The organism is Orbus hercynius, from assembly GCF_003634275.1.
Taxonomy (GTDB): Bacteria; Pseudomonadota; Gammaproteobacteria; order Enterobacterales; family Orbaceae; genus Orbus; species Orbus hercynius.
Map to the genome: position 1 here is coordinate 774,642 of NZ_RBWY01000001.1, position 17,088 is coordinate 791,729.

The following is a 17,088-nucleotide window of genomic DNA, read 5'->3' on the forward strand; positions in this document are numbered from 1 at the left end:
ATCCTTATTGGGTTTATAGGTTGTTTTCTAATCGATTTAAGTAGTCATATATCGCAATTTGCGCTCTGATTTTTTTCTTATTACCGCGTTGAATATAGTTATTTTGTAAATCTTTATCGATGACTCTGGCTTTAACATTATCATTGCACTGAATAGTGAAGATATCTTGAATTATTTTTTGTAACTGCGGGTCAAGAATTTTTACGCCAGCTTCGACGCGATTATCAATATTGCGAGGCATCCAATCAGCAGATGAGATATAAGTATCTTTGGTACCATTATTTTCAAAGATATAAACTCGCGCATGTTCCAAAAATTGGTCAACAATACTCGTAACAACAATATTTTCACTCAAGTTGGCCACTTGTGGTATTAATACGCACATTCCCCGTACGATCATTCTGATTTTGACGCCGGCACATGATGCTTCATATAACTTATTGATCATCGCTTTATCGGTTATGGCATTGAGTTTTAAATAGATGCCCGATGCTAGACCTGCTTTTGCATGGTTTATTTCACGTTGAATGAGTTCCATCAACCTCATTCTGGTATTTTGTGGTGAAATAAGTAAATAATTAAAGGTCACTGGTTTAAACGGATTCTCAATAAAGTTGAACACTTTTTTAACTTCATCGGTGATTACCGGATCGGCGGTTAAAAGCGAAAAGTCAGTATAAATTTTGGCGGTTTTTTCATTAAAATTACCTGAACCAATATGGGCATAACGGACAATTTGATCTTTTTCTTTTCGTTCAATTAAGAATAATTTGGCGTGAATTTTGAGTTTTGGTAGTGAGTAGATCACTTTTACGCCGGAACCAATGAGTTTTTTTGCCCAGCGAATGTTAACTTCTTCATCAAATCGCGCTTGTAACTCAACGACAACCGTGACTTTTTTACCATTATTTGCTGCATTGATTGCGGCTTGAACAAATCGGGAATCTTTAGCAACACGATAAATATTAATACGAATATGGGTAACGCTAGGATCAAATGATGCTTGTCGCATAATTTCAAGTACATGGCTAAACGAGTAATAAGGATAATAGAGTAAAATATCTTGATCTTTGATCGTATCAAACGCATTTCTAAATTGTTTAAAGCGATGATAAGTTAAACTGGGTAAAGGTTTATTGAGCAGATTTTTACTACCAATTAGCGGAATTCCCATCAAATCTTTTAAATTAGGATAGCGACCGCCAGGAGTTGCATCATTTTCAGAAAGTTTGAGCTTATTGAGCAATAGTTCAATCAGTGCTTTGGGCATATCTTTTTGATAAATAAAACGCACAGGCTGAGCGGTTAAACGCTGCTTTAATCCTTGTGACATTAATTCTAACAAACTATCTAATTCACTGCTAAGCTCATACTCTGCATCACGATTAATTTTAATTGAATAGGCATTAAATTCAGTGACGTCAAAAAATATTTTAAAAATGTCAGGTAAACAAAAACGTAAAATATTATCAAGAAAAATAATCGATTTATTTTTTGATACTGTATCAGATGGCAATAGCACAAAACGGGAAACTTGCCCTGTTGGTAAATCCAGCAGTGCATATTTTATCTCATTATTGTTGATAATTTCAACAGCCAGATAGGAGTGATCATCTTTTAATATTTGAATGAGATCAGTATGGCTATCTAATAATATGGGGGTAATATATTGTCTTAAGTTTTGTTTATAATACTTTCTTATCCACTCTTCTTGCTGTGAGGTTAGCTGTCTTTCGTTGATAAGAAATATCTGATTTCTAGCCATTTCGAGTAATAACTCATTATACAGCTTATCAAATGTTAACTCTATTTGGGTCACGCGTAGATGGACTTGCCGTAAGACGCTTTTAGCATTTCCGCCTCTACCATGTTCTTGTTCAATCAGTACATCTCGTTTTAAATTAGCGAATTGCACCTTATAGAATTCATCGAGGTTATTGGAATAAATACCTAAAAAACGGACTCGTTCAAGTAATGGGTTGCTTTTATCCGCAGCCTCTTGTAACACTCTTTCATTAAATGCAAGCCAGCTAAGCTCTTTTTGAAGATATAAATTATCATTACCCATGGAAGTTTTGGCCTACTATCAAAATGCAATGTGTATAATTATATACTGAATTTGGTTAAATTTGCATATTTAAGTCATACGATATGCAACGTAAAAAAGCCGACGTTTGCCGGCTTATATTATCATAATATGATATAAATTAGATACGATGAACGGATGTTGTATTAGTAGTCCCACTTGGCACTAATGCACCAGAAACCATCACCACAATATCACCCGATTTAGCAAAACCAAGTTTCACTGCCATTTCTTTACCTAAACGGTAAAAATCATCAGTTGAATTAATTGAATCAATTAAAACAGGTTCAACACCTTTAGTTAAGATCAATTGATTAATTGTTTTTTGACTTGAAGAAAGTGCTAAAATTTTAGCTGTTGGGAAGTAGTGACGCACTTCACGAGCTGATTTACCACTACGAGTTGCCACAATAATCACCGGTGCACTGAGTTTTTCAGCGATTTCTACTGCGCCATAACAAACTGCAGCTGTAATTCTTAATTTCTCAACTTGTTGCAATTCTAATGATGCTGGAATTGTGGTATCAGTACGTTGACAGATCGTCGCCATCACGTTAACCGTTTCTAGCGGGTATTTACCTTTCGCACTTTCACCTGAAAGCATCACCGCATCAGTGCCATCTAAAATTGCATTAGCAACGTCGCCAGCTTCAGCGCGAGTAGGGCGTGGATTTTTGATCATCGAGTCAAGCATTTGTGTTGCAGTAATAACCGGCTTAGATGCTCTTACACATTTTTCGATCATCATTTTTTGGGCAAAAATAACTTCTTCAACCGGAATCTCAACACCCAAGTCACCACGAGCAACCATAATACCGTCAGATGCTTCTAAAATTTCATCAAAATTGTCTAACCCTTCTTGGTTTTCAATTTTTGAAATAATTTTAATATCTTCGCCACCATGTGTTTTCAAGTGCGCGCGGATATCTTCGACATCAGAACGTTTACGAATAAATGAAGCCGCAATAAAATCAACACCTTGTTCACAACCAAAGATAAGATCTTGTTTATCTTTTTCAGCAAGGGCTGGTAATTGGATAGATACACCAGGAAGATTAACCCCTTTATTTTCACCTAAATCACCGTTATTTAATACTGTACAAATAACATCGTTGCCTTTAATTTCTTTAACATCCATGGCAATAAGGCCATCATCGACTAACACACGATTACCCACTTTTAGATCGTCAGCAAAACCGGCATAAGTCACAGCAACTCGCTGAGCATTTCCGATCACTGATTTATCGGTGGTAAATGTGAATGTTTGACCTGCGACCAAAGAAACATCGCTACCGCCTTCAAGTTTAATGGTGCGAATTTCAGGGCCTTTGGTATCAAGCATAATAGCGGCTTTTAAACCTGTTTCTTGCATCACTTCACGTAGATTTTTAATTCGCCCGCCGTGTTCTTCATAGTCACCGTGAGAAAAATTTAAACGCATCACATTCATGCCTGCATTTAATAGCTTGGTTAACATTTCTTTGGATTCAGATTTTGGTCCGATAGTACATACAATTTTTGTCTTTTTCATAATGAGATATCTGCTTGTTAAGTTAATGTCAAAAGTTAAAAATATTAGGTATAAAAAAACCAATGACAAGCATTGGTATAGTTATAAAATGGATGTTAAAGAGTTAACCTCAAAGGGAAAAACAATATCGAGAAGATTACCAACATTTTTTTTTGAAATAGTTTTCACTAGAATTAACTCATAGATAGTTTTAAATATATGCTATGTATTATAGCTTAACATTTTTTTTAATAAAGTCATTTGTCATTATAATCATAAAATAGTGTATTTCACGCAGATAATGCCTCTATCTTTGGTCAATTACATCAAATCATTTAACTCAAATACAATGGTATTACTATTATCAGTTAATTTAAGTAATACTTTATCATTCGTTTGGTTGTCTAATTTAACTGTTGCACCGTTTTTGAACAGTTCACTGATGACGCTATCGAGTTGATTGAGCTGTTCATCTGCACATAAACGTTTTGTCATCGCTAATCCTGGGCTTGTGAGCTCATTATTGGTTAATATTGATTGCCCAAAAAAACGATTACACATCTGGCCATTGATAGTGAGATGTTCACCAAATTCAATAAAAGTTTGCGGGCTATTTGGCATCGCTTGACCATTCAACGTTTTTACCGTAAAGCGGTGGTGCATTAAGTCTTCAGCCTGAACAGGCTTAGTTTTATCACACGCGGTTATCATTAAGCTTGTGGTTAATAATAAAAAACATAATTTTTTTTTCATATTGTTCCTCAATGAGATTTCTTTTCTGCTTAAATGACAATTTTTTGCTATAATGAGCAGTATACATTTGATAAATCAGCAATAATCTATGCCATATCCACAGCAAATACAAGCGCTTTTTAACCAGTTAGAATCGGTCTGTTTGTTCGATCAATATACCTTAAAACAAGCATTATTGCAGCTTGGTAAACAACAGATTACACCTGACATACTCGAGTCAATTACTGATAAAATCCATCAAGCTCAAGCGGTATATCTACAGCGCATACAAGCTTTGCCGTCAAAAATTGATTATCCAGACGGGCTGCCTGTTACGGCAAAAAAACAAGATATTGCTCGGTTAATTCAATCTCATCAGGTGGTGATTATTGCGGGTGAAACCGGATCGGGTAAAACGACACAAATACCCAAAATTTGTTTAGAATTAGGTTTAGGCGTAAAAGGGCTAATTGGCCATACGCAACCAAGACGATTAGCCGCGCGCTCAGTTGCCAGTCGTATTGCACAAGAATTAAATAGTCAATTGGGTACTCTTGTGGGGTATAAGGTTAGATTTACCGATCAAGTTCAGCCAACAACCTTAATCAAATTGATGACCGATGGAATATTGCTTGCTGAAATTCAACAAGATCGTTTGTTGCGCCAGTACGACACGATTATTATTGATGAAGCGCATGAACGTAGCTTAAATATCGATTTTATTTTAGGCTATTTAAAACAGCTACTGCCAAAGCGCCCTGATTTAAAGGTAATCATTACATCGGCAACGATAGATGTTGAACGATTTTCTCGTCACTTTAATCAGGCACCAATTGTTGAAGTATCGGGAAGAACTTATCCTGTCGAGGTGCGATACCGTCCAACACATCAATCGGATGATAATGACGTTGATGATTTTCAAGGGATTATTGACGCAATTGATGAGCTCTCTTTTGAGGATAATCGAGGCGACATTCTAGTTTTTTTAACTGGGGAGAGAGAGATTCGAGATTTAGCCGATACACTGAGTAAATTGAATTTACTGCATACTGAAATTGTGCCACTGTATGCTAGGTTATCTGCAGCCGAACAAAATCGTATTTTTCAGCCTCATAGTGGTCGACGCATTATTTTATCCACCAATGTTGCCGAAACTTCATTAACCGTTCCTGGCATCAAATACGTCATTGATCCGGGTATGGCTCGCATCAGTCGTTATAGTTATCGCACGAAAGTTCAGCGTCTACCCATTGAGCCGGTTTCACAGGCTTCAGCCAATCAGCGTAAAGGGCGCTGCGGTCGAACATCAGATGGTATCTGTATTCGCTTATATGATGAAATTGATTTTTTAAGCCGACCAGAATTTACTGAGCCTGAAATTTTGCGCACCAATTTAGCATCGGTTATTTTGCAAATGACAGCACTTGATTTAGGTAATATCGCGGCCTTTCCATTTTTAGAACCACCAGAGCAAAAACATATTAAAGATGGCATTCGATTATTAGAAGAGTTAGGCGCAATCTTCAGTAAAAAAGGATCATATCATTTAACAAAAATTGGGCAAATTTTATCACAGTTGCCAATTGATCCGAGACTGGCCAGAATGCTATTTGAAGCGCGTAAAACCGGCTGTGTGAAAGAAATCATGATTATTTCAGCTGCGCTTTCTATCCAAGATCCAAGAGAGCGGCCTTTAGATAAGCAGCAAGCTTCTGATGAAAAACATAAACGGTTTCAAGATAAAAACTCAGATTTTATGAGTTATCTTAATTTATGGCAGTATATTGACCAACAGCAAAACGCACTGACCAATAATCAATTTAGGCAGTTATGTCGCAAAGAATTCTTGAATTATTTGCGCATTAAAGAGTGGCAAGATATTTACAGCCAAATTCGACAAACAGTTAAGCAGCTTAATATTGCAATCAATAGTCATGATAGTGATTATCCATCGATTCACCGTGCAATCTTAAGTGGCTTGTTATCACATATTGGTATGAAAGAGCTGGAAAAATTCGAGTATATTGGCGCAAGAAATATCAAATTTGCGATTTTCCCAGGCTCAGGAGTCTTTAAAACCTTACCAAAATGGTGTGTGGCAAGTGAGTTAGTTGAAACAGCCAAACTTTGGGGCCGTAATGTTGCAAAAATAGAACCAGAATGGATTGAGCCATTGGCCGTCCATTTATCAAAAAAACATTATAGTGAACCGCGTTGGTCAAAAAAGCAGGGGACAACCATCGCTAATGAAAAAGTGACGCTTTTTGGTTTGCCAATTGTTAATTGCCGCACGGTTAATTATCATCGAATTGATCCACAGTTGAGCCGTGAATTATTTATCAAACAAGCCCTAATTGATGGCGATTTCGATACTAAATACGATTTTCTTATCAAGAATAATCAACTAGTTAATGAAGTTGAAGAGCTGGAGCATAAATCAAGGCGTCAAGATATTTTAGTCGATCCTCAGTTACTGTTTGAATTTTATGACCGTAAAATTCCGACGACAGTTACCTGTGCAAAAGATTTTGATCATTGGTGGAAGAAAGAAAAACTGGCTAATAGTGATTATTTATTACTCACCAAAACCATATTAATTAACCCCAATGCAGAGCAAGTCACTCAGGACGATTATCCAGATTATTGGTTATATAACAATCAAATAAAACTTAAAATTACCTATCAATTTGATATTGGTGGCGCACGTGACGGTGTCACGATTAATATTCCACTCACTATTCTCAATCAAATTGATGAAGAGAGTGTGTTTCAGTGGCAAGTACTCGGCTTTCGCCAAGAGCTCATTATTGCATTAATTAAATCGCTACCAAAATCACTTCGGCGCCACTTAGTGCCAGCACCTAATTATGCTCAAGCTTTTTTAGAGCGTTGTAAACCATATAGTGGCGATCTTTTTACTGCTCTTGAGCGTGAATATCGTAAAATGACAGGAATCACCATTACTAAAGAAGACTGGCAACGTGATCTGGTACCAAACTATTTGTTAATGACTTTCGCTATTTTAGATGAGCAAAATCAGCCAATATTAGTAGGTAAAGATTTAAGCGAACTGAAAGAAACATTAAAAGATCAAGTCCAAAAAGTGTTAACCCAAATAACCCAAACAAGGCATAATGAAATCGAAAAAAACCAGTTGACGACTTGGGATTTTGGCCACTTACCAAAAGTTTATGAAAAGAAACAACAAAATTACGTAGTCAAAGCTTATCCAACGCTAGTGGACGAGGGACATAGCGTTTCAATCAAGCTGGTTGATAATGAAGATGAACAGATTAAGCAGATGCAGCAAGGAATTAAGCGGCTTATTTATTTAAATATTCCCTCACCGATTAAATATTTACATGAAAAATTGCCCAATAAAGCCAAACTGGGCCTGTACTTTAACCCATTTGGTAAAATAAGCGATTTAATCGATGATTGTATTTACTGTGGCATTGATTATTTGATCGATAAAGAGCAGGGTATTATTTTCGAACAATCGCAGTTTCAGCCGCTGTTGGTTCAAATTAAAGCACAAATCAATGATATCATTGTCGAGATTGCCACATTGGTAGAGCGAATCTTGACACTAAATTTTGCGATTAATAAAAAGCTAAAAGGGCGGATGGATTTAAATTTGGCACTCTCATTAGCTGATATAAAGCAGCAGTTATCTCAGCTGATTTATAAAGGATTTGTGGCTGATAGCACGTATCAAAAATTACCAGATATTTACCGATATTTACAGGCTGTCGATAAACGGATCGAAAAGCTTTATTTAGATCCAAGTAAAGATCGGTTGCATTTGCATGTTATTGAACGAGTAATGAAGCTTTATCAGACTCAAGCCAATGATAAAACCAAAGATAAATCAACCAGGCAATTACGATGGATGATAGAAGAGCTACGGGTTAATTTATTTGCTCAGCAATTAGGTACACCATATCCAATTTCCGAAAAACGTATCAATCAATTTGTTGAAGAATTGAGTAAGGGATAACTAAAATATCTTTTTAATCATTTTACGATAAATTATCTAAACGCAACCATAAAGGGCTAAAAGTGCTTTATTCTTCGCAAAAAACTGACTGTGTAAAAATACCATTAACTTAATTATAAGATTTTATAAAATATAGTTTAATTCATTAATCCTAACGATATATTGTACCGCTTTAAATGCCGATATACCAACTAGAACGGATATGACTAATAGTATCTATGCCACAGGTGAATATAGCACCATTTCTGATTACGCTAAAAATAATGGTTATAGCAGGGCGATTGGCGGTGGTGTTACGGCGGAATGGGGAAAAATATTCTATTACGCACCAGGTGATGGTAATCGTAAAGATATGATGGCTAATTTACCGGCCAGTGCCATTAAGAAAATTTTTAATTATAGTTACTATTACACAAGCCAAGTATCAACCAATTCATCAGGCTATCACTATGATGTCGGTGTTGTAGAAGGTAATGTATCGATCAATTCTGGTGCTTATACTATATGTATGAAATAGTCGTAATCGATCAAAACCGATTTAACCATTTAACTCCCCAAATTACGGGAGTTAAATGGCAATATGTTAGCATTTATTCTTAACGATAGAGATCAACGTAAATGGTTTTATTGGGTCCTTTCGTATCTTGTGAAATACGTGAGATATGATAGTACTTAGCACCGTTCGCTAAGGCTTTTTTACCCGCATTATACGATATTTGCTGATCAGAAACATAATAACCTCTGAATTTAATCGTATCAAACGGCACCATCTTAGCAGCCGTAGCATCGTTTAACTCTTCAATTTGGGAGCCGTCAGGTAGCGTTACGGTGTAACGTGAGGATTTTTGCGGTATTATTGAAGCTTGACGACTATCGGCAGGTGGTTGAACCACCGGAGTTGCCGCCGCTTTTGTCTCTTTAGTTAAAGTCGTTGTGGATTGATCTGCATTGACGTCTTTTATGTCATCACTTTTAAATTTATCGACATAAAATTGCTCGTTAAATGCTGATGAAGAATAATAACCCGGACGCTCAACTTGCATCGCTGCTTCACCACCTTGTGCAAGCGCAAGTTGGCCTGCTTCAGAATCATAAGGAATCGCATCGTCTGGTTGAAGTTTTCGTTCCACAGCATCTTTTTTAAATAGATATGCTGTAATTTGTTGATTGCCACCATTAAGTTCAACTGAGCGATCGATAAAGAAGGCATATGCGCCTTTGGCTGATGCTTCTTTTGCAACTGCGGTATTTAATTGATATTGAGTAGGAAAGTAACCACGTAATCTGACAATATCGTAAGGTTCAAAACGAATTGCTTTAGTTTTAGGATATTCATAAACACCAGCAAATTCTCTAAAATTATCAGCCTTTTCGGTCACTTCAGCAGCATCTTGTTTGTATAATTTTGCATACACAATACGCAAGCTATCATTTTTTGGCATTGTATTAGTACTAGTAATATAGAAATAAGCCGCGCCTTCTTTATCGGCAATTTTTGATATGGCTCTAGCGTAATCTGTTTCGTTATAAAATTGCCCTCGAGTTGATACTTCTTTAAACGATTCTAAGGCGTTAGCACGCTCAGGAGATAGTTCTTGAGCGGCGTAAGATAATTGAGAAAAAGTAGACAGTAAGATTACCGCTAAGCAAGATTTTTTGAAAATTTTCATAGATACATAAACCTTATTAGTTGTGACAATGTCACTAAATTTTTTCTGCAGCTAACTGAAATAACGCAGAAAGATCCTTAATACAAATATATTTCCCTCTAACACTCAAAATCCCTAACTCTTGGGTACGAGTTAGGATTCGACTAACCGTTTCGATCGTTAATCCTAAATAGTTAGCAATATCAGCACGACACATTGACAATTTAATGCTCAACGAGGTATGGCCTCGCTTAGCATATTGGGTATAAAGCCAGCATATAAATGCAGCGAGCTTTTCTTCGGCATTTTTCTGAGAATAAGCTAAAATCATTTTTTGGTAATTTAGAATATTTTGACTCATTAGATTGAAAATAGTGTCACGAACTTGCGTACTTTTGGTGACTAAAGCCATCAATTCATCATATTTAAGTTCACAGGCTAGGGTAGTTGTTAATGCTTTGATGGTATTATTATATTTATGGGTTGTAATACTGTCTAACCCGATAATGTCGCCTGGAAGGTAAAAACCATTAATTTGCTCAGTACCATTGATTATAACATACGTTTTTAATGCACCTGAGTGAATAATATAAAAACGTTGAAACTCATCGCCTTCAGTCACAAGAATTTCATTTTTAGCAAAACTGCGTTTTCGATTCAAAACTGACTCAAGCGTATTATTTAAAGCCATCGGAATACATATAGAGCCAATGCTACATAATTCACATGGCACCGAGTAACTTTTTGAACGAAGAGGCTTGGAAATATCTTGCATGATACGGCATTCATTAAATTTTTATTTACCTAAATTCTAATCAAAATTGACGCAATTTACTATTGTTTTTTAATAAATTTTTGACTGTATATCACTAAATAATATAATCCAGTTTTTTTATATTGAAAAATAACTAATCAAAATCAATCGAAAACTATAAATAAGACTATTATTCGATTGTAAGTGTGTGTTTACTTAGGAAGTGCAGTAATGGTTAATTCCATGTTTTTATAGAATTAAATAATATCTTTTATTTAACATAATATACATTATGCGAACTTAAATGTATTTTAAAGGAGGTGACCAAGTACTCCAAGTTAATCCCGTTCATCAATCGCCAGATCACTAATTCCAATACCATTTCAAGCTCTTATATTTACTAAAACTAAAATAAGTTAATTATTAATTAGTTTAAAAACCCATTTAAAATCAATACGTTAAAATAATGTATATTATGTTAAAAGCCTTGTTTATCTTCCTTGTGATGATTATGAATGTTATCCATCCGTGTAACAAAAAGGAATTATTAGCATAACGATAAAATATAATTCATGATTGCAAGATAAGCCGATAAATTGAAAATACAGACAATGTAAAACCATTATTGATGATTTAGAGTGAATATAATCGACCCTGCAGGTTATCATCCCCACATTATTAATGAGTTCATATTAGCACTATAACGACTAAATCAGCGCTTGCCTGGAGACTAATCTTGCAGGTGTCATGACGCGTTATCGTGTTGACTATAACGTTCATTCTTGATGAATTTAATACGTTTAAACCTATACCGAAACGACATTGATAATGTCCATCGTGAGCATTTCGCACTTTAGTGTTGGTTATTAAGCGTATTTTTTTCCTAATAATTTCAACCTGTGGATAACTTGTGAATATAAGCGCGGTGTAACAATTAATTTACATTTGTGTGCGGATTACTGAACAATTTATCCATTCTAATACGTTTTTTTATTTGTTGCTGCATGAATATCACAATTAAGACATTATCTTAATTGTGACAATGTCACAGTAATGTTGGTAGAATTATTAGTTCTTGCTATTATTCATAAAAATCTCGTTATAGTAACAATACACGAGATTATTATTCCAACTTACCGTGTTCCCTCCCCTACTATCATTATTTAATCAGTTTGTTTTGAAAATAAAAAAAGCCTGCGTATAGCAGGCTAATCAATTGTGTGAATTACACTTATTACAGATTTTCAATTGCCGCGTACTGTTCAAGTAATTTGACTTTATCATCTGCGTAGGCTTGCCGTTTTTCTTGTTCCTTGGCAACAACGGCCGGTGGTGCTTTATCAACAAAACTCGCATTGGATAATTTACTGTCAATACGGCCAATCTCATTGTCCATCCGCTCAATCTCTTTACTTAAGCGAGCAAGCTCGTCTTGTTTATTAATTAGTCCGGCCATTGGAATAAGGAGTTCAGCACCTTCAACCAGTTTGGTCACTGACATCGGCCCTTTATCATTGCCTTCTAAAATAACAATTTCAGATAATCGCGCTAATGACTCAATAAATGTGACATTGTCACTGATTCGTCGATGGCTCGCCGGTGATGCATCACGGATAATTAGCTGTAATGGTTTGCTTGGGGCAATGTTCATTTCAGCACGGATATTACGAATCGCAATAACCACTTGTTTAATCCAGTTAAGATCATTTTGCGCTTGTTCGTCATCCCATTTTTTATCGTAGCTAGGCATTTTTTGTAACATAATAGTATCAGCAGTAATCCCCATAATTCCTTTAACATTTTGCCAAATTGCTTCGGTAATAAACGGAATAATTGGATGAGCCAAACGTAATAATGATTCAAGTACCGAAACTAATGTATGACGAGCCGCTCGTTGCTGGCTGGCACTACCATTGCTAATGATTGATTTGGTTAATTCCAAATACCAGTCACAAAATTGGTTCCAAGTGAATTCATATAAAATGCCTGCCGCCATATCAAAACGATAAGTGGAAAATGCGTCTTCATAAGCTTTAATCGTTTGATTAAATTCCGCTAATATCCATTTATCTGCTAAGGAATAATCAAGTTCACCGCCATTAAAACCACAATCATGATCTTCTGTGTTCATTAGAACGTAACGGCTGGCATTCCAAAGTTTATTACAGAAGTTACGGTACCCTTCTAAGCGTTTCAAATCCCAATTAATATCACGCCCTGTTGAAGCAAGTGCGGCTAACGTAAAGCGTAATGCGTCCGTACCATGTGGTTCAATGCCATTAGGGAACTGCTTTTCAGTACGTTTACCAATTTTTTCCGCTAATTGCGGCTGCATCATATTCCCTGTACGTTTTTCTAATAAATCAGCTAAAGAAATACCGTCAATCATATCGAGCGGATCAATAACGTTACCTTTAGACTTGGACATTTTCTGCCCTTCTTCATCTCGAATCAGACCTGTTACATAAACCGTTTTAAATGGCACTTGTGGTTTACCATTTTCATCTTTGATAAAGTGCATGGTTAACATAATCATGCGGGCAACCCAGAAGAAAATAATATCAAACCCGGTAACGAGCACATTCGTCGGGTGGAATGTCCGTAAATCATCGGTATTGTCAGGCCAACCTAAGGTTGAAAATGTCCATAATCCTGAAGAGAACCATGTATCTAATACGTCATCATCTTGGCTTAGTTTAATTGAGTCGGCTAATTGGTACTCTTTTCTAACTTCATCTTCATTACGTCCAACATAAACATTACCTTGCTCATCATACCAAGCCGGAATACGATGTCCCCACCATAATTGACGAGAAATACACCAATCTTGAATATCATTCATCCAAGAAAAATACATGTTTTCGTATTGTTTAGGCACAAATTGGATTTCACCATTTTTAACCGCATCGATTGCAACTTCAGCTAATGGCTTGGTTCTGACATACCACTGATCAGTTAGCATTGGTTCAATCACCACGCCACCACGATCGCCATAAGGGATGGTTAAATCATGTGGTTCTATTTTGTCTAAAATGCCTAATGCTTCACACGCAGCAACAATCGCTTTACGAGCTGCAAATCGTTCTAGTTTTTGGTATTCAAGTGGTAAATCGCCACTGTACACATCGGTCAATTCACCGTTGGTATCGAAGACTTCAGCTTGCTGGCGAATATCACCATCAAAGGTGAAAATATTGATCATTGGTAACTGATGACGTTTACCGACTTCATAGTCATTAAAGTCATGAGCTGGTGTGATTTTCACACAACCCGTCCCTTTAGTCATATCGGCATGTTCATCGCCAACAATTAAGATGCGTCGGTTAACGAATGGTAACATCACATATTGACCGATTAAATCTTTATAACGCGGATCTTCAGGATTAACTGCAACGCCGGTATCACCTAACAAAGTCTCCGGGCGAGTGGTTGCAACAACTAAGTAATCTTTGCCTTCTGCCGTTTTTACACCATCGGCTAGTGGATAACGAATATGCCACATTGATCCTTTGCTTTCACGGTTCTCAACTTCAAGATCAGAGATCGCTGTACGTAATTTTGGATCCCAGTTAACTAATCGTTTACCACGGTAGATCAAGTTTTCTTTGTAGAGTCGAACAAAGACTTCTTTAACAGCATTAGATAATCCATCATCCATCGTAAAGCGTTCACGCTCCCAATCAACTGAATCCCCTAAACGTCGCATTTGTTTGGTAATACTGCCACCAGATTCTGCTTTCCATTGCCAAATTTTATCGATAAATGCATCTCGGCCATAGTCATGCCGAGTTTTGTTTTCTTCAGCGGCTATTTTACGCTCAACAACCATTTGGGTTGCAATACCAGCATGGTCTGTCCCTGATTGCCATAACGTATTGTGACCTTGCATACGATGGTAACGGATTAGCGCATCCATAATAGTTTGTTGGAAAGCATGCCCCATATGCAAACTACCCGTGACGTTCGGTGGTGGAATGGCAATACAGTAACTTGGTGCTAATTGATTACCATTAGGCTTAAAGTAGCCACTGTCTTCCCAATGCGTATAAATCGGTTGTTCAATTTCTTGCGGATTATAGGTTTTATCTAATGTGATTTTCATAATACGTGCTTATATCCAATAAAATAACATTGATGACAATCAATGTATCAAAAATAAAACGAATGGCCGGTATTCTACAACAAATTAGTGATAGATAAAAACTGAATAATGAGCTCGCTATGATATAAACAGAATAAAGATGAATTTATTAATCGTTTTAGCGATAAAATATCCACCAGTTGGCTTGTTTAAGTGTCAGCTTTGATAGTGATCGTTTTTAGATTAAAACCAATATTTTTATAAGTGATATAACGTTCTCGTGCTAAATTTTTTAACCGTCCTTCATTCGGTACAAAGTCAATCACATCATTATACATAGTGGCAAATTCAGGAAACGGTTCTTGCAAATTAACTAAAGTATGACGATTATTGTTGCCCTTTTTACCGATCCAGGCAATTTCAACCGGTGAACCGCCCTTCATACCTTCACCCACTAAATTATGTGGCACAAAATCGTCAGTTTGTTGTTGCCACAAATATTCATCAATTCGTTCTGCTTGCTGTTGATCTTGGCAAGCAACAAGAACACGCTGTCCTTGTTGCCAGCAAGCGGTAATTTTTTCACAGGCTAATTTTTCATGAGGGAGCAGTCTCGAATCAGTCAACGCTTTATCGTCTTCAATTAAATAAAAAATGACCTTTTTCAATGCGAGTTACTCCTAAACAATCAATTTTATACTGTGCATTATGCTACCTTGCTTAGCAAGATTTTGATAATAAATATTCGATTAACATGGCTACCGGCCGACCAGTTGCACCTTTTTTAGCACCTGATACCCATGCTGTTCCGGCTATATCTAGGTGAGCCCAGCGGTACTTTTGAGTAAAGCGAGATAAAAAACATCCGGCGGTAATTGTGCCACCATCACGTCCCGCTGAATTGACAATATCAGCACAGGTCGATTTAATTTGCTCTTGAAAATCGCCATCAAGTGGTAACTGCCAAGCTTTATCATGCGCCTTATTCGATGCACTGACTAATTCATTAACAAGCGCATCATCATTGCCCATAATGCCGGTATAATGATGACCTAACGCAACAATGCAAGCACCGGTTAATGTCGCAATATCAATGACCGCAGTCGGTTTAAAGCGTTCAACAAAGGTTAACACATCGCATAATACCAGTCGGCCTTCTGCATCAGTATTTATGACTTCGACTGTTTGCCCAGATAATGTGGTTAAAATATCACCGGGGCGATAAGCGCCTGAACCGGGCATATTTTCACACCCAGCCATCACCCCAACCACATTAATTGGCAGGTGTAATTCACTGATTGCTTGCATGACACCATACACCGTTGCCGCGCCACACATGTCGTACTTCATCTCATCCATGCCCGCTGCTGGTTTAATTGAAATTCCGCCTGAATCAAATGTTAACCCTTTGCCGACCAGTACAATTGGCGCTGCGTGTTTATCTTTAGCGCCATGATACTCCATTACCGTCATTATCGATTCATTTTTTGAACCCTGACCAACCGCCAAATAGGCATTCATACCCAATTTTGCTAATGCTGACTCGTCATAGTAAGAGGTTGTTAATGTTGGGAATTGGTCATCAAGCTTGCCGGCTTTATCTGCCAAATATTGTGCATTACATACATTTGATGGTTGATTGGCCAGAGTACGTGTTGCCTTAATGGCATTCGAAATGGCAATACCGTGTTTTAAGCCTTGTTGTGCTTCTAGCTGGCAGTCGGCTTGATCAACGACTAAAGAGATTTTTTTTGTCACCAGACTTGGCGATTTGGTGGTTTTGTAGTCATTAAATTGATAGCAATGATAATTGATTAACTCGATAAAGTGACGAATATAACGATAACTTTCTTCCTTAGCAACATGTTCCAACGAGACTAAAACGTGTTGGCTATTTAAGGATGCTAATTGATTAGCAATACTCTTAGTGATAGTCGCAAGTTTATCCGTTGTTGCATTTATTTGCTCGCCAATACCCACCAACAATACTTTTTTAGCCGCAATATTCTCGATATGAAATAGTACGAGGGTATCACCAACCTTCGCTTTAAAATCGCCAGACTTGAGTAAATTAGTAAGGGTATTATTGGTTAATTTATCAAATTCTTGCACTACTTGTGACTGGGTTCCGCCTTGGTATACTGATAAAACTAAGCAATCTGCTGCTTGGGTAAATACATCACAGTGATTAATTTGAAAATCCATGATCGATCCTTAAATAATTGGTTTTATCGAAATGATTTTACCATTCTAGCGTTTAACCAATTCATATCAAC

The 17,088-nt window shown here is 36.8% G+C and carries 10 protein-coding genes; 2 read left to right on the forward strand and 8 right to left on the reverse strand.

The genetic code is table 11. From position 1 onward, the window contains the following. Positions 1-13: 13 nt before the first annotated feature. The 3 genes from ppk1 to DES39_RS03720 all read right to left on the reverse strand — a co-directional run bounded on the left by ppk1 (position 14) and on the right by DES39_RS03720 (position 4,349). Entirely contained in the window at positions 14-2,068 is a 2,055-nt protein-coding gene (gene ppk1 / locus DES39_RS03710) for a polyphosphate kinase 1 (protein ID WP_121144401.1), read from the reverse strand. 139 nt (positions 2,069-2,207) lie between these two features. Beyond that, complete coding sequence (gene pykF / locus DES39_RS03715) at positions 2,208-3,617, reverse strand: pyruvate kinase PykF (protein ID WP_121144402.1); 1,410 nt, start codon at positions 3,615-3,617, stop codon at positions 2,208-2,210. A 300-nt stretch (positions 3,618-3,917) separates the two neighbouring features. Continuing rightward, positions 3,918-4,349 carry an META domain-containing protein gene (locus tag DES39_RS03720; RefSeq protein ID WP_121144403.1) on the reverse strand — a complete coding sequence of 144 codons (432 nt, stop codon included), beginning with the start codon at positions 4,347-4,349 and terminating at the stop codon, positions 3,918-3,920. Between the two features lie 88 nt (positions 4,350-4,437). Between DES39_RS03720 and hrpA the strand changes: the two genes are divergently transcribed. Continuing rightward, positions 4,438-8,328 carry an ATP-dependent RNA helicase HrpA gene (gene hrpA, locus DES39_RS03725; protein ID WP_121144404.1) on the forward strand — a complete coding sequence of 1,297 codons (3,891 nt, stop codon included), beginning with the start codon at positions 4,438-4,440 and terminating at the stop codon, positions 8,326-8,328. Between the two features lie 202 nt (positions 8,329-8,530). Continuing rightward, positions 8,531-8,845 (forward strand): hypothetical protein, encoded by a 315-nt coding sequence (locus tag DES39_RS03730; protein WP_121144405.1) that lies wholly within the window; start codon positions 8,531-8,533, stop codon positions 8,843-8,845. A gap of 79 nt (positions 8,846-8,924) precedes the next feature. Here the strand turns inward: DES39_RS03730 and DES39_RS03735 are convergent, their stop codons facing one another. The 5 genes from DES39_RS03735 to DES39_RS03755 all read right to left on the reverse strand — a co-directional run bounded on the left by DES39_RS03735 (position 8,925) and on the right by DES39_RS03755 (position 17,017). After that, positions 8,925-9,998, reverse strand: a complete 1,074-nt coding sequence (locus tag DES39_RS03735; RefSeq protein ID WP_121144406.1) for a YdgH/BhsA/McbA-like domain containing protein — start codon at positions 9,996-9,998, stop codon at positions 8,925-8,927. Positions 9,999-10,032: 34 nt separating this feature from the next. Next, positions 10,033-10,752, reverse strand: coding sequence for a fumarate/nitrate reduction transcriptional regulator Fnr (fnr, locus tag DES39_RS03740; protein ID WP_121144407.1), 720 nt, complete (start codon positions 10,750-10,752; stop codon positions 10,033-10,035). Positions 10,753-11,965: 1,213 nt separating this feature from the next. Beyond that, a complete protein-coding gene (locus tag DES39_RS03745) occupies positions 11,966-14,833 on the reverse strand; it encodes a valine--tRNA ligase (protein WP_121144408.1) in 2,868 nt (955 codons plus the stop codon). Positions 14,834-15,021: 188 nt separating this feature from the next. After that, complete coding sequence (locus DES39_RS03750) at positions 15,022-15,480, reverse strand: DNA polymerase III subunit chi (protein WP_170143331.1); 459 nt, start codon at positions 15,478-15,480, stop codon at positions 15,022-15,024. A 52-nt stretch (positions 15,481-15,532) separates the two neighbouring features. Further along, entirely contained in the window at positions 15,533-17,017 is a 1,485-nt protein-coding gene (locus tag DES39_RS03755) for a leucyl aminopeptidase (protein WP_121144409.1), read from the reverse strand. Positions 17,018-17,088 lie beyond the last annotated feature (71 nt).